Origin of the sequence: Microcoleus sp. BM001215392, assembly GCF_036700185.1 — a bacterium.
Classification (GTDB): domain Bacteria; phylum Cyanobacteriota; class Cyanobacteriia; order Cyanobacteriales; family Microcoleaceae; genus Microcoleus.
On the sequence record NZ_JAUBOJ010000005.1, the window covers coordinates 1 to 22,454 of the forward strand.

Annotated in this window: 13 protein-coding genes and 2 pseudogenes; 13 read left to right on the forward strand and 2 right to left on the reverse strand. The window is 47.3% G+C overall.

Annotation, left to right across the window (positions count from 1 at the left end):
- From QT974_RS01080 to QT974_RS01125, 10 genes and pseudogenes are all read left to right on the forward strand, one after another.
- Window positions 1–126 (forward strand): annotated as a pseudogene (locus QT974_RS01080) (IS1 family transposase); the annotation flags it as partial.
- A 187-nt stretch (window positions 127–313) separates the two neighbouring features.
- The gene (locus tag QT974_RS01085; protein WP_333466696.1) at window positions 314–757 is read left to right on the forward strand and encodes a retroviral-like aspartic protease family protein; all 444 of its coding nucleotides are present in this window, start codon (window positions 314–316) and stop codon (window positions 755–757) included.
- 206 nt (window positions 758–963) lie between these two features.
- Window positions 964–3,930, forward strand: coding sequence for an excinuclease ABC subunit UvrA (gene uvrA, locus QT974_RS01090; protein ID WP_333466697.1), 2,967 nt, complete (start codon window positions 964–966; stop codon window positions 3,928–3,930).
- A gap of 204 nt (window positions 3,931–4,134) precedes the next feature.
- On the forward strand, window positions 4,135–6,918 hold the full coding sequence (locus QT974_RS01095) for a class I SAM-dependent DNA methyltransferase (RefSeq protein WP_333466698.1): 2,784 nt from the start codon (window positions 4,135–4,137) through the stop codon (window positions 6,916–6,918).
- A 24-nt stretch (window positions 6,919–6,942) separates the two neighbouring features.
- Window positions 6,943–8,361 (forward strand): ATP-binding protein, encoded by a 1,419-nt coding sequence (locus QT974_RS01100; RefSeq protein ID WP_333466699.1) that lies wholly within the window; start codon window positions 6,943–6,945, stop codon window positions 8,359–8,361.
- Window positions 8,362–8,436: 75 nt separating this feature from the next.
- A complete protein-coding gene (locus tag QT974_RS01105; RefSeq protein ID WP_333466700.1) occupies window positions 8,437–10,560 on the forward strand; it encodes a DEAD/DEAH box helicase in 2,124 nt (707 codons plus the stop codon).
- The gene (locus QT974_RS01110; protein ID WP_333466701.1) at window positions 10,550–11,737 is read left to right on the forward strand and encodes a GIY-YIG nuclease family protein; all 1,188 of its coding nucleotides are present in this window, start codon (window positions 10,550–10,552) and stop codon (window positions 11,735–11,737) included. Before QT974_RS01105 ends, QT974_RS01110 begins: the two co-directional genes overlap by 11 nt.
- Window positions 11,738–11,780: 43 nt before the next feature.
- Window positions 11,781–12,197 (forward strand): annotated as a pseudogene (locus QT974_RS01115) (XisH family protein).
- Window positions 12,185–12,505: a XisI protein gene (locus QT974_RS01120; protein ID WP_333466702.1), complete on the forward strand. Its 321-nt coding sequence runs from the start codon at window positions 12,185–12,187 to the stop codon at window positions 12,503–12,505. Before QT974_RS01115 ends, QT974_RS01120 begins: the two are co-directional and overlap by 13 nt.
- Window positions 12,486–12,677 carry a hypothetical protein gene (locus QT974_RS01125; RefSeq protein ID WP_333466703.1) on the forward strand — a complete coding sequence of 64 codons (192 nt, stop codon included), beginning with the start codon at window positions 12,486–12,488 and terminating at the stop codon, window positions 12,675–12,677. Before QT974_RS01120 ends, QT974_RS01125 begins: the two co-directional genes overlap by 20 nt.
- Before the next feature lie 23 nt (window positions 12,678–12,700).
- Here QT974_RS01125 and QT974_RS01130 read toward each other — a convergent pair whose 3' ends face one another.
- The gene (locus QT974_RS01130; RefSeq protein ID WP_333466741.1) at window positions 12,701–13,195 is read right to left on the reverse strand and encodes a GAF domain-containing protein; all 495 of its coding nucleotides are present in this window, start codon (window positions 13,193–13,195) and stop codon (window positions 12,701–12,703) included.
- A gap of 152 nt (window positions 13,196–13,347) precedes the next feature.
- Window positions 13,348–13,527, reverse strand: a complete 180-nt coding sequence (locus QT974_RS01135; protein WP_333466704.1) for a hypothetical protein — start codon at window positions 13,525–13,527, stop codon at window positions 13,348–13,350.
- Window positions 13,528–13,581: 54 nt separating this feature from the next.
- On the opposite strand from QT974_RS01135, the gene QT974_RS01140 reads away from it, so the two are divergent.
- The 3 genes from QT974_RS01140 (at window position 13,582) to QT974_RS01150 (ending at window position 22,330) form a co-directional block, all read left to right on the forward strand.
- Window positions 13,582–14,463, forward strand: coding sequence for an alpha/beta fold hydrolase (locus tag QT974_RS01140; protein WP_333466705.1), 882 nt, complete (start codon window positions 13,582–13,584; stop codon window positions 14,461–14,463).
- 404 nt (window positions 14,464–14,867) lie between these two features.
- Window positions 14,868–16,310 carry a hypothetical protein gene (locus tag QT974_RS01145; RefSeq protein ID WP_333466706.1) on the forward strand — a complete coding sequence of 481 codons (1,443 nt, stop codon included), beginning with the start codon at window positions 14,868–14,870 and terminating at the stop codon, window positions 16,308–16,310.
- Window positions 16,311–16,840: 530 nt separating this feature from the next.
- A complete protein-coding gene (locus QT974_RS01150; RefSeq protein WP_333466707.1) occupies window positions 16,841–22,330 on the forward strand; it encodes a response regulator in 5,490 nt (1,829 codons plus the stop codon).
- Window positions 22,331–22,454 lie beyond the last annotated feature (124 nt).

Below are 22,454 nucleotides of genomic sequence, written 5' to 3' on the forward strand. Positions count from 1 at the left end.
GTACTATTCGACAACGAGTGTCTCGACTGGTAAGAAAGAGCTTAGCCTTCTCTAAAAAATTAGAAAATCATATTGCTGCCCGGAGAGCGCTTTGTACATCATTACAATGCTAATTTACAACTTTAAATGTCTACTTTTCTTTAAATTCAGTTTTATTCTGTCGATCCTTTCCTTCAGGGGACTACCCTCTCGGGATGTTCACTCCAAAAATGCTTTAATACCTCCGCTATGACGAGATTTTATCTATTTATTGGCGTGTTTAAATTCAGGATTGTATGCTAAAATTTAGATAGCAATTTTTCAGATAAAAATTATGCAATCAACTACCGAAAACCTCATGGGAAAAGTTACCACAACTCTAGTAGTTACGAATCGGTTGGATGAAGGAAAAGCAGAAGATGGTTTGATTCCTATTGAGCAAGTCAGGTCTGTTACTCTAGAAAATGTTTTGGTGGATACGGGGGCGACAACTTTGTGTTTGCCGAAAGATGTGATTGCAAGACTGGGTTTGAAAATTCTCAAGCAAGTAGTTGTTGAGACTGCAACTGGCATTAGTGAGGCTCGGATTTTTCAAGATGCTAAAATTTGTCTGTGCGGGCGCGAAGGCACGTTTGAGTGTCTGGAATTGCCAGAGGGGAAAACTCCGCTTTTAGGCGTGATTCCGATGGAAGCGCTGGGAATTGAAGTGGATTTGAAAAATCAAAGTTTGAAGGTTTTGCCCGACGGGCCGACGGAAACTTATTTGACAATTCTTTGATATTAATCTCAATGCAGGGGAAGTAAATATTATGCAGTCTACTGTGCAAACAGCAGCGGGCATTAAAACTGAACCCTCAACTGTCAACTGTCAACTGTCAACTGTCAACTGTCAACTGTTTAAGATTCTTTGATATTCTTGAGTTTGGATGCCAGGTATTCCAAAGGCAGCGCTAAGATGGTTAAGCACTGTTTTGCACTACTCTCATGTCCCAACGCGCCAAAACCTCACACAGCAAGCCTTGTGCATCCCACAACGGGCATCAGGTGACGAGTTCTAACTCCAACAGCCAAAATACAATTCGGATTCGCGGTGCGAGACAGCACAACCTTAAGAATATCGATTTGGAACTGCCGCGCGATCGACTGATCGTGTTTACTGGTGTCTCCGGTTCTGGTAAGTCTTCCCTGGCTTTCGATACAATTTTTGCCGAGGGACAGCGCCGCTACGTGGAGTCTCTCAGCGCCTACGCCCGCCAGTTTTTGGGACAGTTGGACAAACCCGATGTGGATGCGATCGAGGGGCTGAGTCCGGCTATTTCGATCGACCAAAAGTCAACTTCGCACAACCCGCGATCGACTGTCGGCACTGTTACAGAAATTTACGATTATCTCAGATTACTGTACGGCAGAGCTGGCGAACCGCACTGTCCGATTTGCGATCGCTGCATTGCGCCGCAGACAATTGATGAAATGTGCGATCGAGTCATGGCCCTTCCAGACGGCACTCGCTTTCACCTTCTAGCGCCTGTTGTGCGCGGAAAAAAAGGCACTCACCGCAAATTATTATCGAGTTTAGCTTCTGAAGGATTTATTCGCGTCAAAGTTAACGGAGAAATTTTAGAACTATCGGAAAATATCGAATTAGATAAAAATCATACGCACAATATCGAGATCGTTGTTGACAGGTTAGTTAAAAAACCGGGTTTAGAAGAGCGTTTAGTGGATTCTCTGTCAACTTGTTTGCGGCATTCTGAGGGAATTGCGATCGTAGAAGAGTTACCGCCTGACGAAAATTCTGAACCAGCCCACGGGCCGATCGTCTTTTCGGAAAACTTTGCTTGTCCCGAACACGGTGCGGTGATGGAAGAACTTTCACCCCGTTTGTTTTCGTTTAATTCGCCCTACGGCGCTTGTCCCAACTGTCACGGTTTGGGGAGTTTGCGGACTTTTGCGCCGGAGTTGGTGATTCCTGATGAGAAAGCACCTCTTTATTGCGCGATCGCCCCTTGGTCAGACAAAGACAACTCCTATTATCTCTCTTTGCTGTGCAGCGTAGCTGATAGTTGCGGGTTTGATATCGACACTCCTTGGTTCCGCTTGAGGCCAGAACACCAGCGGGTGATTTTGCATGGAAATGAGTCCAAACAAACCGCAGAAAGCAAGAAGCGAGACAGCAGCACGACTGATTTGAGGAGAGATTTTAAAGGTGTAATTTCCATGTTGCAGCGCCAGTACGACGATACTGGTTCTGATTTGATCAAACAGAAGTTAGAACAGTATCGAGTCGATCGCTCTTGCGATGTTTGCGAAGGAAAACGCTTGAAGCCCGAAGCGCTGTCGGTGCGGCTGGGACAGTACGGAATTGTGGATTTGACCGGAATTTCGATTCGCGACTGTCGCGAACGAGTCAATAATTTAGGATTGAGCGATCGGCAATTCCAAATATCCGATTTAGCCCTCAGAGAAATCAAAGCAAGATTGCAATTTTTGCTCGATGTGGGGTTAGATTACCTGACCTTAGACCGCGCAGCAATGACGCTTTCCGGCGGAGAAGCCCAGCGAATTCGCCTCGCCACTCAAATCGGTTCGGGTTTGACCGGCGTCCTCTACGTTTTGGACGAACCCAGCATCGGACTGCACCAAAGAGACAATTTTCGCCTGCTGCAAACCTTAACAAAATTGCGCGATTTAGGCAATACTTTGATAGTGGTAGAACACGATGAAGAAACCATGCGCGCCGCCGATCACATTGTCGATATCGGCCCTGGCGCCGGCGTTCACGGCGGCAAAATCATCTCCCAAGGAAGTTTAGAAAACTTGCTGGCGGCAGAAGAATCTTTGACTGGTGCTTATCTGTCGGGAAAACGAGTAATTGAAACTCCGAATGAAAGGAGAAAAGGCAACGGAAAAGCTCTCTCGATCAAAAATGCGACGCGCAACAATTTAAAAAATGTAGACGTGGAATTTCCCCTGGGAAAACTCGTATGCGTGACCGGGGTTTCCGGTTCTGGAAAATCAACTTTAATCAATGAATTGTTGTACCCATCACTGCAACACTATCTCACCAAAAAAGTTCCTTTACCGACTGACATGGAAGCCCTCAAAACCAAGGGCGAACGGTCTCTAGAGGATGTGGTTGATAAGGTAATAGTCATCGATCAATCTCCCATCGGCCGCACTCCGCGTTCTAATCCTGCTACTTACACGGGAGTCTTTGATGTGATTCGGGATTTATTTTGCGAAACCGTTGAAGCGAAGGCAAGAGGTTACAAAGCGGGGCAGTTTTCTTTTAACGTCAAAGGCGGAAGGTGCGAAGCTTGCGGCGGCCAAGGGGTGAATGTGATTTCGATGAATTTTTTGCCGGATGTTTACGTGCAGTGCGAGGTTTGTAAGGGTGCGCGGTACAACAGGGAAACGCTGCAAGTGAAGTATAAAGGTAAGTCAATTTCTGATGTTTTGAACATGACTGTAGAGGAAGCTTGGGAGATGTTTAAAAATATTCCGAGGGCGGGCGTCAGATTGCAAACTTTGGTTGATGTTGGTTTGGGTTACATTCAGTTGGGACAGCCGGCACCGACGCTATCGGGGGGCGAAGCGCAGCGGGTGAAGTTGGCTACAGAACTGTCGCGCCGCGCTACTGGTAAGACGCTTTATTTGATTGATGAACCGACGACTGGTTTGTCGTTTTATGACGTTCACCATTTGTTAAATGTGCTGCAAAGATTGGTAGATAAGGGTAATTCTATTTTGGTAATCGAGCACAATTTAGATGTGATTCGGTGCTGCGATTGGGCGATCGATTTGGGTCCGGAAGGAGGAGATAAGGGAGGGGAAATTATTGTGGCGGGAACACCGGAGGAGGTGGCGGCAAATCCGAGGTCTTATACTGGGAAGTATTTGCAAGCGGTTTTGCAGCAGCATCCTTTGGGGGAGGCTGTAGCTGTTAGCTAATCCTCAATACAGCACCCAATCTTCGAGGCAGGGAGATTCCAAACGGGAGTAAGAAGGATGTAGGCGATCGAGCTGCGGTATTGTACCAAAACTGCGATACAATGATATCATTTCCGGTTGCATCGGAATGATAACGAGGACACGGCAGTGCCGTTTCCCTACCCAAATTAATTGTAGGGAATCCGAGCTACCTATAGTCGAAGTATGAATGCTGTTGAAATCGAAGAAGCCGTTTCCAGGCTCGCCGAAGCACCTTTTGACCCGGAAGAGTTCCCCTTTGCTTTCCTCGAAGCCTTCGGCAACAAGCTGACGACGATCAAGCGCCTCCAAAGCAAAAGCGGCAGCTCAAACCAATCGGATCTGTCCGGTGGCGTGCTCCAGCGGAACAATATCCACCTGAAGGTTTGCCCAGAAGGTGAGGTGACAAACACTCTCTCGGCTTTGCGGGAGAGCAAGGCGACGGCTCGGCATAAGGCTAAGTTCATCCTCGCCACCGACGGTAAAAGCTTTGAGGCAGAAAATGTCGTTGATGGCGAAACCATTGCCTGCGAATACCCGGATTTTCATGACCATTTCGGGTTTTTCCTGCCGTTGGCGGGGATTACGACGGTTAGGCAGATCCGGGAGAATGCCTTTGACATCAAGGCTACGGGGCGACTCAATCGCCTCTATATTGAGCTGCTGAAGGACAACCCAGACTGGGACAAAGCCGATCGCCGGGAAGCCCTAAATCACTTCATGGCGCGGTTGATTTTCTGCTTTTTTGCTGAGGATACTAATATTTTCCACAGCGATGGTTTGTTTACGGCAACCGTTCAGAAAATGAGTGCGATCGATTCCTCGAATACCCATGAGGTGCTGTCGGAGTTGTTTCGGGCGATGTGTACTCCCCCTAATCCTAAAGCGCGGGAAGCAGCCAAGATTCGCAATTGGGCGGATGTGTTTCCCTATGTGAATGGGGGGCTGTTTTCGGGTGGTGTGGAAGTGCCGCGTTTTAGCAAGATTGCGCGATCGTACTTGCTTCATGTTGGCAATCTGGACTGGACAAAGATTAATCCCGATATTTTCGGCTCGATGATTCAGGCGGTGGCGGATGATGAGGAGCGCGGTGCTTTGGGGATGCACTATACGAGCGTGCCGAATATCCTCAAGGTGCTGAATCCGCTGTTTTTGGATGATTTGCGATCGCAGTTAGAAGCCGCAGGAGATAATGCGCGAAAGTTGTTGAATTTGCGGCAAAGAATGGCGCGAATTCGGGTGTTCGATCCGGCTTGCGGATCGGGGAATTTTCTGGTGATTGCGTATAAGGAAATGCGTGGCATTGAGGCAGAAATTAACCGCCGTCGGGGTGAACCGGATCGCAAATCTGAGATTCCGTTGACAAATTTTCGGGGGATTGAATTGCGTCACTTTTCCTGTGAGATTGCGCGGTTGGCGTTGATTATTGCGGAGTATCAATGTGATGTGATGTATCGCGGGCCGAAGTTGGCGCTGGCGGAGTTTTTGCCGCTGAAGGATGATAACTGGGTTACTTGTGGGAATGCGTTGCGGTTGGATTGGTTGAGTATTTGTCCAACCACGGGAACGGGTGTGAAGGTGCAGCGGGAGGATTTGGATTTGTTTGGCGAGATGGGGGAAGTGGCGGAGATTGATTTTGAGAATGAGGGCGGGGAGACGTATATTTGTGGGAATCCACCTTATTTAGGGGGAAAAAGCCAGACAAAAGAGCAGAAGGAAGAATTATTAAATACGTTTGGGTCTAAGAATAAAATTGGAGAACTCGACTATGTTACTGGATGGCTAAGAAAAGGTGCAGAGTATTTGATTCAAAATGACGCTCGCGTTGCCTTTGTTGTAACCAACTCAGTTAACCAGGGTGCTCAAGTTCACCAATTATGGCCTCAAATTTTTGAGCTAGGTGTTGAAATATTCTTTGCTCATCGAGACTTTAAATGGGCTAATAATGCAAGTCGGAATGCCGCTGTAATTTGCTCTATCATTGGAATCAAACTGAGAAACAGTGAAATAAAGAATCTTTTCGGCGATAATGTTGCTCAAAAAGTTTCCTGCATTGGTCCATACTTAATTCCCGGAAATGAAACAATTGTAAAACAAGCCCTTGAGCCAGTTTCAGAGTTAATGCCAATTATTACTGGCAATAGTCCATATGATGGAGGAAATCTAATGCTATCAGGACAAGAAAGGTTGGATATGCTACAACGTTTCCCTGAAGCTAATCATCTCATCAGAAATGTGTATGGTGCTAGAGATTACATTAATGGAGAACAACGTTATTGCCTGTGGATTGATGATGAAAACATAGATATAGCAAATAGTATTCCCGACATCAAACAAAGAATACAAAAAGTTCTTGAATTTCGATGTGAGGGCGGAGAAGTTGCAAAAGGTTTAACTAATTTTCCGCATAGATTCCGTTATACACATCAGGCTAAAAAACATTTAATTATTGCTCCTAGGGTTTCGTCGGAGCGTAGATATTATATCCCTTTTGGCTTGCTTTCTAAGAACTGTATTGTGAGTGATTCAGCCCAAGCAATATACGATGCGGAACTTTGGCACTTAGCGATTTTACTAAGTTTGATACATATGTCATGGGTTCGTGTTGTTGCGGGCAAGTTAAAGACTGATTTGCGGTATTCTTCAGCCCTTTGTTACAACACCTTCCCCGTCCCCACTCTCACCGATCGCAACAAAGCCGATCTCACCCATTGCGCCGAAGAAATCCTGCTAGCGCGAGAGCAGTATTTCCCAGCCACGATCGCGGATATGTACGATCGCGATCGTATGGATACCGAATTCCCATTGGTTAGAGAAGCGCACGATCGCAACGACGAAATCCTCGAACGCATCTACATCGGCCGCCGCTTCAAAAACGACACCGAGCGCCTCGAAAAACTGTTTGAATTGTATACAAAGATGACCAGTCAACAGGCACCATCGAAAAAGTCTGCTAAAGGTAAAATCTAGTCATCACAACCGACAAAGAATAATATGGTTACTCTCAAAAATTTAGAGCAATGGTTGCTCACCCCCGCTGAAACAGAGAAACTTGAATTCAAAGAAGCTAAACAGCAATACGATACAACCAAACTTTTGCGTTACTGCATCGCTTTAGCCAATGAGGGAGGTGGTCATCTAGTCCTCGGTGTCACTAATAAACCGCCGCGAAATGTAGTAGGGACGCAAGCGTTTCCATCTGCAACTTTTCTTAATAAGATTAAAGCTTTAATTGTCGAGAAACTAAGATTTCGAGTAGATGTTACAGAGTTAAACCATTCCAATGGACGGGTGCTAGTTTTTGAAATACCCACTCGTCCCGTAGGGCAAGCATTCACTTTTGAAGGCGCATATTTAATGCGAGCAGGTGAAGATTTAGTACCAATGACACCCGATATGCTCAAACGCATTTTTGCCGAAGATCAACAGGACTGGTTTTCCCAATCCGCTCGATCGGATGCCAGCCCTGATGATATCATTGCGCTCCTCGATACCCAAACATACTTTGAGCTGTTAGACATTCCCTACCCAACCAGTCGCGATGCTGTCTTGGAACGATTGCAGAGTCAGGATTTAATTAAACAGACATCTCAAGGTTGGACGATCGCAAATCTCGCTGCTATTCTTCTGGCGAAAAAGCTAGATGCCTTCTCTTCTACCCTGGCTCGTAAAGCACCCCGTGTCGTTATTTACGAGGGTATAAACAAGCTCCAAACACGCGACGACAAGACAGACAATCGTGGCTATGCTGTTGGCTTTCAAGGATTAGTCAATTTTGTCCATTCAGCAGCACCACAAAATCGATTCATTGAAGAAGTTGTGAGGGAAGAAATTAAGATGTTCCCAAAACAGGCACTCAGAGAGTTGATTGCTAATGCCTTAGTGCATCAAGATTTTCTAGTCACAGGAGCTTCAGTGATGATCGAAATGTATAGCGATCGGATTGAAATTTCTAATCCGGGCATCCCACCCATTCAAGTAGAGCGCTTTATTGATGAATATCGATCGCGCAACGAGCAACTTGCCGACCTCATGCGTCGCTTTGGTATCTGCGAAGAAAAGGGGAGTGGTATCGACAAAGTTGTCAGCACGGCAGAGATATTTCAACTACCTGCACCAGATTTTCGAGTCGGCGAGCTCCGCACCACTACCGTGCTATTTGCCCATCAAAATTTTGCTGGCATGAGTAAACCAGATCGAATTCGGGCTTGTTATCAGCATTGTTGCCTGCTTTATGTCAGCAACAAACGGATGTCTAATCAGACCTTACGCGATCGATTTCGGTTGAGCGAATCCGGTGCAGCAACCGTTTCATTGGTAATCAAAGCGACTAAAGAAGCTGGATTGATTAGGATGGACGAATCAGAATCGACATCTACTCGCTATGCATCCTATCTCCCTTTTTGGGCGTAAAAGTGCTTTAACGCAAATCGATGCTGGCGAGTCTCGAAGTCTAAAACGCATATATATCAACAAAAAAGTGCTTTAATGCAAACCGATTTTAGCGAGTCTCAAAGAAAAAAACTCCCACCCATGAGCAAACCGATCGCCATTCCCTCAGTTTCCGTCACCTACGCCCAGGATGGCACCTCTACCCGCCCCAACGCCCTTGGTATGCGCCCGATGCAGGAACGCGCCTACCAGAAGCGCGGCGAACAATATCTCCTGATCAAATCGCCTCCCGCCTCCGGCAAAAGTCGGGCATTAATGTTTATCGCCCTAGACAAGTTGGAGAATCAAGGACTCAAACAAGCCATCATTGTAGTGCCCGAAAAGGCGATCGGCTCTAGCTTCCATAATGAAACCCTGAGTCAGTTTGGGTTTTGGGCCGATTGGCAAGTCGAACCGAAGTGGAATCTCTGCGACGCACCGGGAAACGACGGCGGCAAGGTGAACTCAGTACAGAAGTTTCTAGCCAGCGATGCCAAGATTCTGGTTTGTACTCACGCCACATTCCGCTTTGCCGTGGACAAGTTCGGTATTGAAATTTTGGACGATCGCATAATCGCCATAGATGAATTTCACCATGTTTCGGCTAACCCAGACAACAAACTGGGCGATCGCATCCGCCAACTCATGGCCCGCGACAAGACGCATATCGTGGCGATGACCGGTTCCTACTTTCGTGGCGATGCCGAGGCCGTGCTGCATCCAGAAGACGAGTCAAAATTTGACACTGTTACTTACACCTACTACGAACAACTCAACGGCTACCAATACCTCAAGCAACTCGATATCGGCTACTACTTTTATGCAGGTAGCTATACCGACGAAATCGTGCGGGTGCTCAACCCGAAAGAGAAAACCATCCTGCACATTCCTAACGTTAATTCCCGCGAAAGTACCAAGGACAAAATCCGCGAGGTGGAACACATCATCGAGGAATTGGGCGAATGGCAGGGAACCGATCCGAGTACGGGATTTCAACTCGTTAAAACCGCCGACGGCACGATTCTCAAAATCGCCGATCTCGTTGATGACGATCCGACGAAGCGCGATCGAGTCTCCGCCGCCCTGAAAGACTCCAAACATAAGAACGATCGCGACCACATCGATATCATCATCGCCCTCGGTATGGCAAAAGAAGGCTTCGATTGGATCTGGTGCGAACACGCCCTGACGATCGGCTACCGCTCCAGTTTGACAGAGATTATTCAGATTATCGGCCGCGCCACCCGCGATGCACCGGGCAAAACCCGCGCCCGCTTCACCAACCTGATTGCCGAACCGGATGCCGCCGAATCTGCCGTCACCGAGGCAGTAAACGATACTCTCAAAGCCATTGCTGCCAGCTTGTTGATGGAACAGGTGCTCGCCCCGCGCTTCGAGTTCAAACCCAAACGCCCGGAGGATCGAGCGACACCGGGCTTCGATTACGGACAAGAGGGCTACAATCCCAATCAGTGCAACGTGGGCATCAATCCAGAAAAAGGCTTGATTCAAATGGAAATTAAGGGATTAGTCGAACCCAAAAGCCCGGAGGCCGATCGCATCTGCCGCGAAGACTTGACCGAATTGGTGACTGCCTTTGTCCAAGATAAGCCTACGATCGAGCGTGGCCTATTTGATGAGGAACTGGTGCCGGAGGAACTAACCCAGGTTCGCATGGGCAAAATCGTCAAAGAGAAGTTCCCAAATCTAGTTGAGGGCGATCGAGAAGCCATTCGCCAACACGCGATCGCGGCCCTCACCCTAATCCAACAAGCTAAAAAAACCATGAACGAAAGTGGTGGACAGTATGCCACAAATCCTGGTGGTGGGGAAGCAGCGAAAAACACCTCACTGATCGATGGAGTTAGGAAGTTTGCCCTATCGGTAACAGACCTCGATATGGATCTGATCGATCGCATCAATCCCTTTGGCGAAGCCTACGCGATCCTGGCCAAGTCGATGAGTGAAGAAAGACTGCGCCAGGTAGCAGAAGTGATTGCCGCCAAACGGATCGTCCTCAGCGTGGAAGAAGCACGGGAATTAGCCAGACGGGCGAGTCGTTTCAAACAAGAAAAAGGCCGATTACCTTCTCTCACAGCAGCAGATCCGTGGGAAAAACGGATGGCTGAAGGGGTTGCTTTCCTAACGCGCAAAGTGAAGGAGGAAAAAAATGCCTCCTAAGTACACCACCGATGAAGATTTGGAGTTGCTGGCCGAATTGGGAGTGGACATCGCCCCCGAAGCATCCGGCCAGCGCTCAGCTAGGGAAGAGCGTATTATCGCAGGCTTCGAGGAAATCGAGCGGTTTGTGGAAGAACAGGGCAGACTGCCCCAGCATGGGGACGATCGAGATATTTTCGAGCGACTTTATGCAGTGCGGCTCGATCGCCTGCGAGAATCGGAGGAATGTCGCGCCGTCTTGGAACCACTAGACTCTCGCGGATTGCTAGCTGCTGAAGCGAATACTAGCCCGATCGTAGAAGCAGACGATGAAATGCTGCTGGACTCCCTTGGCATCGATGCAGCCTCAGAGAACGATGTAACTCAGCTTACTCATGTGCGATCGCGCAGCGAAATCAAAGCAGCGGAGGAAATCGCCCAACGCACTCCCTGCCAAGACTTTGATGAATTCAAACCCATTTTTGACAAATTGCAACGCCAATTGCAGTCGGGCGATCGGCAAACCATCAAATACCAAGACTATGCGGCCGTAAAGGAGGGTGATTTGTTCATCCTCGATGGGCATAAGGTGATGGTAGTTGATATGGGTGAGCCGTTTATCAGCGACTATGGGCGGCAAGACTGCCGGCTGAGGGTGGTGTATGACAACGCTACCGAGAGTGACTTGCTGGTGCGATCGCTCCAGCGTGCTTTAAATAAAGACAAAGCCAGCCGCCGCATCACCACCCCAGATTTCGGCCCCTTGTTTTCTCACATTGAAGCAGCAGACGACTTACCAACTGGCTATATTTACGTGCTCAGGAGCAAATCCGAACATCCCTTCATTGTGGAAAATCGGTTTATTATTCACAAAATCGGCGTCACCGGAGGCGATGTAAAAAAACGAATTGCTAACGCCAAGAAAGACCCGACTTATTTGCTAGCAGATGTGGAAATCGTCGCAAAATTTAAATTGGCAAATATCAACCGAAAGCGACTTGAGGCACTCCTGCACAAGTTTTTCAGCGGTGCTCGATTGGATTTAGAATTTCAGGATCGCTTTGATATCCCAGTGCAGCCAAGGGAGTGGTTCCTCGTTCCACTAGAAGCGATCGAAGATGCGATCGAAAAAATCAAGGAAGGAACCCTCGATCAGTTCCAGTACGATGGGGAAACAGCAAGTCTCACGCGATCGTAATCCTACCCAAGGGGCATACGTCCAATTAGAACCCAAACTAAAAATGGCAAAGGATCTCTTCCACAACACAGTCAAAATCGCCCTACAAAAAGATGGCTGGAAGATTACCCACCCTCCCTAGCAGTTACGCTATGGTGTTGCTGATGTCTACATCGATCTTGCAGCCGAAGAAGCGATCGCCGCTGAAAAAGAAGGACGTAAAATAGCTGTAGAAGTCAAAAGTCTTGCAGGTGGTTCCACCATTTCTGAATTCCACACCGCCCTCGGTCAATTCCTCAACTATCGGATTGCGATCGAAGTCTCTAGCGAACCAGAACGTATACTGTATCTGGCAGTACCCACCGATACCTACCAAATGTTTCTGAGATTTGAACCCGCCAAAACTGTCATCGAACGTTATGAAATCCGACTAATTATTTACAATCCCACTCGTGAGGCGATCGACCAATGGATAGACTAAACGAATACCGCAAAATTGTTTGTGATTTTCTCGAAGACTTTGCTAAAAATGACGCAAATGCTCAGTTAATCTTCGATATCGCCCGCGATCGATACCTCGTTATGCACAACGAATGGCGCGACGAATATCGCATCTATGGGTGTGCGATGCAGCTCGATATCATCGAAAATCAAATCTGGATTCAACACAACAGTACCGAGATTTATATCGATCGAGAACTGATTCAACGCGGCGTGTCTCCTCAAGACATTATTCTTGGGTTTCGCTCCCCCAGCATCCGAAAACTCCTTGCCGCCAACCCTTGCTAGAGGCAAAGGTTTGGAACAGTTAAATGGATATTTGGCTCGTCGATTGGGACAAGATTCCGGTTGCTTGGTATTATTCGATCGCCGCGAGAATGCACCACAAATCGAACAACGGTTGAAAACTGAGATTGATACTACTCCACTGCGGCGATCGGTTACAGTTATTCGAGCTTAAAGTTTTGTGGAAGCCATTCAATATTAACTATCTTGAATTGTGGGAGACATTGCCATATTTTGTGCTTGTTTCTGCATGAATTCAATATCCGATCGCGACCAAGTGCGAGGCCCGCCGCATTGATGAGCAATTAATAGCCCCCAAAGTCCTTTTTGGGTTAAAATCGGCACGGCTAGATTAGCGCGAACCTTCATGCTGCGCAGAAACTCTCGGTGACATTGGTGAATTGGCTCTGTTTCAATATCTGCAATTGCTCTGAATCTGCCGGCTTCGTACAAAGCAGCGTATTCGCCGTTAAAACACTCGTCAGGGCCCGTCGATCCCAAGATTGACAGTTCGATCGCGCTCAATGTCTCGCAAGTCACTCGCCCTTGCCACTTCCGGTAAAAATAATACAGCACGGCGCGATCGCTCTGCACAACTTCTCGAATTTCGTATAGGGATTTTTCTATTAATACGTCGCGCTTGAGACGCTCTGTCAAGCGGGTAACAATGTTTTGCAGGCGATCGCCAGACACAATATTAACTTTTTCCATTCCTCATGTCCTCGCAAGTTCTGAATTATTTAAGTTTCTACCTTCACCAAACCTCAAATTAATCAGGATCTGGATTTTGGCCCGCTCTAAAATTAGTTATTTTTGGCTTGACAGTTTTCGGGATGCCAACAACATTATAGTAATATTTTACCTGAAATAGCAATTTTTAGGGACAGTGGCGATCGACCTGTTCCCAACAAGCACAGGCTTTCTGGCTTCTGAAACAAGCACAGGCTAAAAAGCCTGTCCGACAAAGCAAGAAGGAAAGCACGATCGTCCTGACTGATGCCCAATTTTTCAATCTCGAATCTCAAATTTCAAATGGTATAACTGCTAGCATATCTTGAGAGAAGGAGGAAACATCAAATATGTCTGTGCTAGAAGCTGCTTGGAAACACGAATTTATCGCTACAAACGGCATCAAACTCCACTGTGTTACTCAAGGCTCTGGGCCGCTGATGCTGATGCTGCACGGATTTCCTGAGTTTTGGTATTCTTGGCGCCATCAAATCCCGGAATTTGCATCAGATTATAAGGTTGTTGCTGTGGATCTCAGAGGTTACAATGACAGCGACAAACCCAAGGATAAATCTGCTTATGTGATGGCAGAATTTGTGCAAGATGTCAAGGGCATTATTCAGGGTTTGGGATACGAAAGCTGCATCTTAGTTAGCCACGACTGGGGAGGGGCGATCGCCTGGAATTTTGCTTATGCTTATCCTGAAATGGTGGATAAATTAATTGTGATGAATCTACCGCATCCGGCCAAGTTTGCTGAAGGGCTGCGCACTCGCCAACAATTGCTCAAAAGTTGGTACATCTTTTTGTTTCAGTTGCCATTTTTGCCGGAATTTTTAATTAAGTTGGGCGACTATCGGGCGATCGATCGCGCTTTGCAAGGCATGGCCGTTGACAAAAGCAGCTTTACACCCTCCGATATCCAAGCTTACAAAGATGCGGCAGCTAAACCGGGGGCTCTGACTGCTACTATCAATTATTACCGCAACATTGCTCGCGGATTTGTCGATCGCCCGCATAGAGAGCTCCTGGAAGTTCCGACGCTGATGATTTGGGGCGAAAATGATAGGGCTCTCGGTAAAGAGTTAACCTACGGAACCGCAGATTACGTGCGGGATTTTCAGATTCAATACATTCGCAATTGCAGCCACTGGGTGCAGCAGGAACAGCCGCAGTTAGTGAATCGCTACATGAGAGATTTTTTGGGTCAGCAAGTAGGTATTAATTGTTAAAATTAAGCTAATTAATGCTTATTTATTGCAACAGCTAACCAACTCGATCGTTAGTCGAGTTGGATTAGCGATGGCTCTCTTTAAGTATGATAGAAAATAATAGATAGTCCGGCTGCATGGCAATAGTTTACAGTCAGCCTGAGATTCTATATTTGAGCATTATTCCCGTAAATTGGCCTGCGAAGGAATCAAGGCGGGGCTTTTGAGAAGCGATGGGGAGATTTTATGTATTTGAAAATTTTTACTAAAGCGGCTGAGGCATCTGGGATGAGTCGCGTTATAATTTTTGAGATTGCCTAATTAAAAAAATGCGATCGAGTCAAGAAAAGTTTTGCACTCTGTTTTGGTGACATCATACATATCAGAAGCCCAGAATTTTATCCTTTAACCTAAGTTATCTACCAGTGTTATCAAAAACTATAATTCGGAATTTTACGATCGCCCTTTTAATCGCCCTCATTCTTGAGTTGTGCAGCCCGATCGCAATTTTTGCTCAAAACATCGCCACCATAAAATTCTCCCGGACTGCTGCGGGTGTAAGCACTCGCTACATCGGCGCAGTCGAAGGTAACATCAACTTTGACCTCAAAGATTTGGAAGATTTGGGAATTAATACCTACCGGATTTACGGCGGGATGTCCCGGTGGGAACCGGAAGATGATGACGCTAAATACGGCTGGCCGGAAATCTCCCAAATTAAGGCCGATCCAAATATGATTAATTGGGCGCATTGGGATAAAATTATGACCGCTCCGCCCCTGGGTAGCGATTATTCGTGGTCGGGATCGCCTGGTACTGTTTGGCCTGGTAATGCAAGGACTATTTTTAATACTCTCAAACAAGCAAATATTCGCCCGGTTGTCAGCATTCGGAATGTTGATAGTAGCTGGAATCCCTCTTGGGCGCTCCAACTGAATCCGCCGCGCACCAAAGAAGATTGGAACGAGTGGTGGGAACACGTGTTTGCGACTGTTTATTGGCTGAATGTTCGTAACGATTACCGCGTAGATGATTGGGAAATTCACAACGAACCGGACAACCGCCTTCAGGGTTGGGGGGGTACTAGGGCGGATTATTTTGAGTTGGTGAAGGTGGCTAAAGATGCGATCGACTTTGTTTACAAAACTTATTTGCCTTCGCGCGCATACCGCATCCACGGCCCCAAAACCGTAGGCGGCAGCAGTTGGCCTGCTGATGCTTTGCGAGAAATTCCTAATTATTTTGATATTGTCAACTTTCACAATTACGATGCAGATGTTTCTAACTACACCCGCAAAGTGCGCGGCTGGATGAAAGGTACTGTCCGTGCTAACTCGCAGCTTTGGGTGGGAGAATGGGGAAGTTATCAAATTAGCTATAACGATTTCTCTTTAGCTTTAAGTTTGATTAAAAATTTGATCCGAGGTTCCCAACCTGGGGATAATTATATTTATGGGAGTCACATATTCTGTTTGTACGATTGGGGAAAGCCGGGATTGGCGGAAGGTTTGATGGGGGACGGAGGAAAACGGCGCGCTAGCTACTATGCTTTGCGGATGGGAATTCGAGCTTTGCAGGGGGGGAGACCTATATTTTTTCCTATCACTAATTTTTCTGGTTTAATGACAGTTGCTACTCTTGATGCTAGCAACAATGTTTACTTGCTGGCTGTCAACGACCGAGCCAACTCTTATACTGTGAGTGCTGATATTTCTGCTCTGATCGAAGCCGGTAATGGTACGGTACGGGAATTTAGTTTGAAAGCAATGGATGAGGTTGTTGGTAGCTTAACCCTCAAGGGCGGCAATGCGACTTTTGCGGTGCCCGGGAACAGCGCTATTCTCATTAAGTTCGATCGCCCGAATTGAATCTAAAATCTTCGGAGTCACAATTGGGATAACATAGAATTAGTTGAGTTACGATCGCAATTATTTTCTGCCTGTTTCGCCCAGCTATCGCTAATTCGACAATTGAAATACCTAAACGATCATCTTGTGATACGCGTCGTGCCCCTGGTAAATTGGTAGCGTGTAGGTATCTTGCCTCCAACAGAATCCGAGCGAGAGTTGCGTTGAGGGCGAGAAAGTAGGGTGCCGTCCACACAATCGCAGAAATTCTTGCTCGCGTCACCTGCTGCAAGACGGGCTAACCGAGGAACAGCCGATGGGTCTTGATGTGGGCCTTCTGGCAGATAGCATTGGTTCTGACTTGTGATTACCTGTCAACGGTCAGGATTTGGCACGGAATTAATTTTAAATGCCAAGATGCTAGAACTAGGGATGAGTGTAATCATACATCTACTTTGAGCGCGCACAGGAAACCTCGCGGGCAAAGCCTCTCAATCAACCTGCTGCCGGCGTGCGGGTTTTTCCAACAAATATCATTTTTATGCCCCCTGATGTTTATTCCCTCTCTCAGTCAGGTCATCAACCGCAATCCCCTCACCGTCACCCCTGGGACGCCCATAGAACAGGCGATCGAGCTGATGAGCAGCACAGGAGCCAGTTGCGTCCTCGTGGTAGAACCGCGCGGCAATTTGGAACTTGGAAATCCCACCAATGGCACTTCCCCACAATTGCGGGCAAACTCGGGTTTTTTTAACGGTCTACCGCGTGCGGTACAGCCATCCGTCAACGGGCCGAGTCTCAACGGCTCAAAAGCCGACTATGTTGGTGGCAAGACGGTGCTGGGGATTTTTACAGCCCGTGATGTAGTACAGCTAAGTTCGATCGGCGCTGCTTTGAGAGGATTTGCGATCGAGCAAATCATGATCAGAACCGTAACTGTAGCAAGATTTGCGGAAATTCCCGACTTTTTTGCATTAGCAAATCTGCTAGATAAAAATCAGATCGGCCATTTGCCGATCGTCAGCGATGCTGATGAACTTGTTGGTTTAATTAGCTCTCAAAGCTTGGTACAACTATTACAGGAAATTGGGGAACAGACACAAAAAGCCAGCAACGCTGAGCCACCTGCGGCAGCCTTCGCGTTTCCTCCGCCACAGCCAATTTTGCATCCAAAATTAGAGCTGCCCGCGAGTTTAATTAAACTTTCTCAAATCCCTCAAATCGCCGCCTCGCGAATAATTCATGCTCCTGCTACTTCTTCGGTTCGCTATTTGGCGCAACTGATGTTCAGGCACAATGTTAGCTATGTATTAATCACTGAAACCCCCGAACCAAACTCGACTAACGATCACAATTCTAAATTTACAAATCCCAACCTCCACAAACTGGTTGGGGTGGTAAGTTCGCGGGATCTGGTACAGTTGCAGGCGCTAGACAGAGATGCCAACAAAATTAAAGCGGGAGCTATTTGCAGCAGCTCGCCACCGCTGGTACGATCGCACTCTACCCTGGAAGCAGCCATCGCCTTACTGCAAAAAAACTACTGCCAGTTACCTTTATTAGTCATTAACGAAAACAGTCAGCCGATCGGGATTGTCAACCCTAAAACTATCCTGTTACAAGCCCTAGATGCAAAATCCCTGCATTCTGGCTTGATGGCTTTGCAGCGCCAGCTAGAATCTAGCAACGCCCAACACAAAAGACTCTCAGCCCAAATACAGCGAACCCCAGCCCATAGCCACCTGAGAGCAGGAATTTCTGAAAACAGTTTCCTGCCGCCCCCAACTCTCCCTGCTGCTGTCAACAATCAAGGAATTTGGGATTGGAATCTCGAAACTGATGAGTTTTTTTATTCGGCGCGGTGGCAAGAAATGCTGGGCTATCAAGAAGGGGAAATTTCTAATAGCCGATCGGAATGGTGGAGTCGCATCCACCGAGATGACATTGACGGAGTAAAGGCAGCTTTAGAAGATCACTTCGCACAAAAGACACCAGATTTTGCAGCCGAATACCGGATGTACTGCAAAGACGGCAGCACTGTTTGGGTGCTCAACCGGGGTCAAGTTTTGCGCAGCGCTGCGGGCAAACCGCTGCGGCTAGTCGGCACTCACACAGATATTAGTCCAAACAAGCAGTTAGAGATCAAAAACTGCGATGTGCAGCAATTCCAAGTATTTGACTCTTTGAAAGCAACAGTCATTTTTCAGATGAATGCGGCGGGGATTTGGACATTCCTCAACCGCGCTTGGACTGAAATCACGGGTTTTTCGGTTGCCGAAAGTTTGGCAACTAATTTTTTAGATTGGGTGCATCCAGATGAGCGCCAGCAATGTGTGAATTTATTAGAGTCTTTGCTGTCTGGAAAGTCGGAATTTTATCGCAGAGAACTGCGATTTAAATATAACTTAGAGTCGCCTAAAAATGAATTGGGAATTGCGCCGAATTCGGGGTTTGTTGCGGTGGAATTTTTTGCCCAAGTTCGGCTGAATTCCCAAGGTGAAATAGCTGGAATTTTAGGGACTTTGCACGATGTCTGCAACCGCGTCGAAGCAGTTGAGGAACTGCGGGAAAGCGAGCGCGCAATTCGATCGCTCTACGAGGTAATGGTGGGCTCGGAGGGCTCTTTTGACGAGCGAACAGCTCGGTTGCTGGCGATGGGTTGCAGTCAGTTTGGCATGGATATCGGGCTGTTGGGCAGGGTTTTGGGCGATCGCTACGAAGTGCTCGCGGCTTACGTACCGTCGGATTTTCCCTTCGGATTTGCCAAAGGAGACGGTTTTGCTTTGAGCAGAACCTTTGAACGAGAGGTTTTGCGATCGATCGAACCTATTTCGATCGAATCAGCCGGCACTACTGAGTGGCGCAACCACCCAGCTTACGCAGTGCGCAGGTTAGAGGCTTTTGTCGGCACGCGGGTAATCGTGCAAGGGCGCATTTTTGGCACTTTGAGCTTTACTTCCCGCACGAAGAAAGCTCCTTTAAAACCGCTGAATTTTGAAATTTTAAAGTTGATGGGCAATTACATAGGCGCCGAAATTGCCCGGGAAGAGCGAGAGCGAACTTTGCAGCGTCAGTACCAGCGGGTGTTACTGCTCAAGCAAATCACTCAAAAAGTGCGATCGACCTTAGATACTCAAGAAATTTTTCAGACTACCGCCACCCAAATCGGCCGCGTATTCGGTGTCAATCGCTGTACAATTCACACCTATCTTTCCCAACCTTACCCGCACCTTCCTTGCGTCGCCGAATACTTAGAACCAGGTCACGAATCGGCTTTAGATTTAGAACTTTCTGTCACTTACAACCCCTACACAGAAAAACTGCTCGCTGAAGATATAGCCGTCGCATCTCCCGATGTGTTTGCCGATCCTTTGCTGGAATCTTCCGTGCCCATGTGCCGCCGCATCGGATTAAAATCTATGTTAGCCGTTCGCACTTCCTATCAAGGAGAGCCGAATGGAATTATTACTTTGCACCAGTGCGATGCAACTCGCCAGTGGACTCCCGACGAAATTGAACTCTTAGAAGATGTTGCCGCTCAAGTGGGAATTACCTTAGCTCAAGCACAACTTTTAGAAACAGAAGTTCAGCGACAGCGACAGTTAGCAGAGCAAAATGAAGCTTTGGAACAAGCGCGACAAGCGGCGGAAGTTGCTAATAGAGCTAAGAGCGAATTTTTAGCGACGATGAGTCACGAAATCCGCACTCCGATGAATGCGGTAATCGGGATGACTGGTTTGCTGCTGGATATGGAACTAACGCCAGAACAGCGGGATTTTGTGGAGACAATTCGCACCAGCGGCGATGCTTTGCTGACTATTATTAACGATATCCTCGATTTTTCCAAGATTGAATCCGGAAAAATGGATTTGGAACGCAGCCCCTTCGACTTGCAAAATTGTATAGAAGAATCTCTGGAATTGCTGGCGCCAAGAGCCTCGGAAAAAGGTTTAGAGTTGGCTTACTTTATTGATGATTCTGTTCCCAAAAATATTTTAGGAGATGTCACGAGGCTGCGCCAGATTTTAGTAAATTTACTGGCAAATGCAGTTAAATTTACAGAATCGGGAGAAATAGTGGTCTGTTGTACAGCTAAAAAAGTTAACCAGGTAGCTGCTAATAGTCCGCTAAAAAAAATCAATATTATAGAGACGCAATCGCTAGCAAATAACCAGGAAGAGCTGGTAGATGACAGACAGTACGAGATTCAATTTGCTGTGCAAGATACCGGAATTGGTATTCCGCCCGATCGCATGGATCGCCTGTTTAAGGCTTTTTCGCAGGTGGATGCTTCGACAACGCGACATTACGGGGGGACGGGTTTGGGACTGGCTATCAGCCAGCGTTTGAGCAATATGATGGGGGGAGAAATGTGGGTAGTCAGTCAGGTTGCTCCCGGAAGTGTTAAGTCTGGACAGGCAGTTTCTGCGATCGGACAAAGTATGGCAGGAACTCCACCTGCGGGATTTTATGCGCCGTCGGTAACGGGCTCTGGTTCGATTTTTTATTTCACGGTAATTGCTGAAGCTAATCAAAAGGCTAGTCAGGAAAAACTGCCGGAATTTGCTGCTGGTAAGCGTGTGTTAATTGTCGAAAATCATGCCATTAACCGGCAAGTTTTGATCCGGCAGGCCCAGGCTTGGGGCATGATACCCATGGCTGTAAATTCCGGTGCTGAGGCTTTGGAAGTCATCAAAGAAAACTCCGCGATCGATTTGGCTATTTTGGCAATGAATCTACCAGATATGGATGGTGTGGCTTTGGCCGTGCAGATTCGTTCATGGGAATTGAGCACTTTGTCTAGCAACGACGCGCTAAATCCCAATATTATCAAAGTTAAAAGCCCTCGCAAAGTGACGCTACCTTTGGTGCTGTTTACTTATTTGAGCAAGGCGGAAGTTTGGAAAAAACTCGAAACTACAGAAGTACATTTTTCGGCTTTTTTAACGAAGCCTCTAAAACAGTCGCAGTTTTATAATGTATTGCTGCAAGTTTTTGGCTATGTTGCCGGCAGAAGCGGCAAGGGAGAAGTTTCAAATGTGCCGACTTTGACTTCGGGATTGAAGTATTTTGAAAATTCTCAAGAACAGCACCGCGCGCAGCGGACGCCTGCGGTTTTGAGGCAAGTTCCAAACAATTCTACCGGACGAGATGCAGCTAATTCTAGTCAGATTCGGATTTTGCTTGCCGAGGACAATGTGGTAAATCAAAAAGTCGCTACGCATTTGCTCGACAGGATAGGATATCGCGCTGATATTGCGGCTAATGGCTTGGAGGTTTTGGAGGCGCTGAAGCGGCAATCTTACGATGTTGTGCTGATGGACGTGCAAATGCCCCAGATGGACGGGTTGGAAGCGACGCGCCGCATTTGTCGGGAATGGCCAGCTAATCAGAAGCCGAGAATTATTGCGATGACGGCTAATGCGATGCAGGGCGATCGCGAAAAGTGTCTAGCAGCAGGTATGGACGATTATATTACTAAGCCTGTGCGCCGCGAAGAGTTGGCGATCGCCCTCTCGCAGTGCCAACCTCTGCATCGGGATGAATTGGATGCTGTTACTGAGCAAAAAAATCCAGATATTTCTGACAAACTTGACAGTGCGGCTGTTGGAGCTTCGATGGTCAAACCGGGAGCTAATTCGCCGATTGATTTTCATATTTTGGAAAGTCTCCGGGAGCTAGACGATGAGGAAGATCCAGATTTTTTGGGGGAGTTAATTAAGATATATTTGTCAGACGCACCGCAGTATTTAGAAACAATTAAAGAGGCGATTTTTCTCGGCGATGCTGATAGTTTGAAGCTGGCTTCTCACACGCTAAAGTCGAGCAGCGCTAATTTAGGAGCGGTGTCTTTTTCGGAAGTATGCAAGGAGTTAGAGTATATGGGCCGCGTGGCGGTTGAGTCTGGAGGGGAACAGGTGTTTGATGCGCGTACCGCGCGCGATCGCCTGTCAAAAGCCCAAGCGGAGTGGGAAAAGGTGCGATCGGCTTTTGAAACGGAATTGGAAACGGGGAAGTTGCGATCGCAAATGGGTCATTAGGCATGGGGCATGGGGTATGGGGAATAGTTAGTGGTTAGTGGTTAGTGGTTAGTGGTTAGTGGTTACTTGTTTTTCAAATAACAAATAACAAATAACAAATAACAAATTCCCAATTCCCAATGCC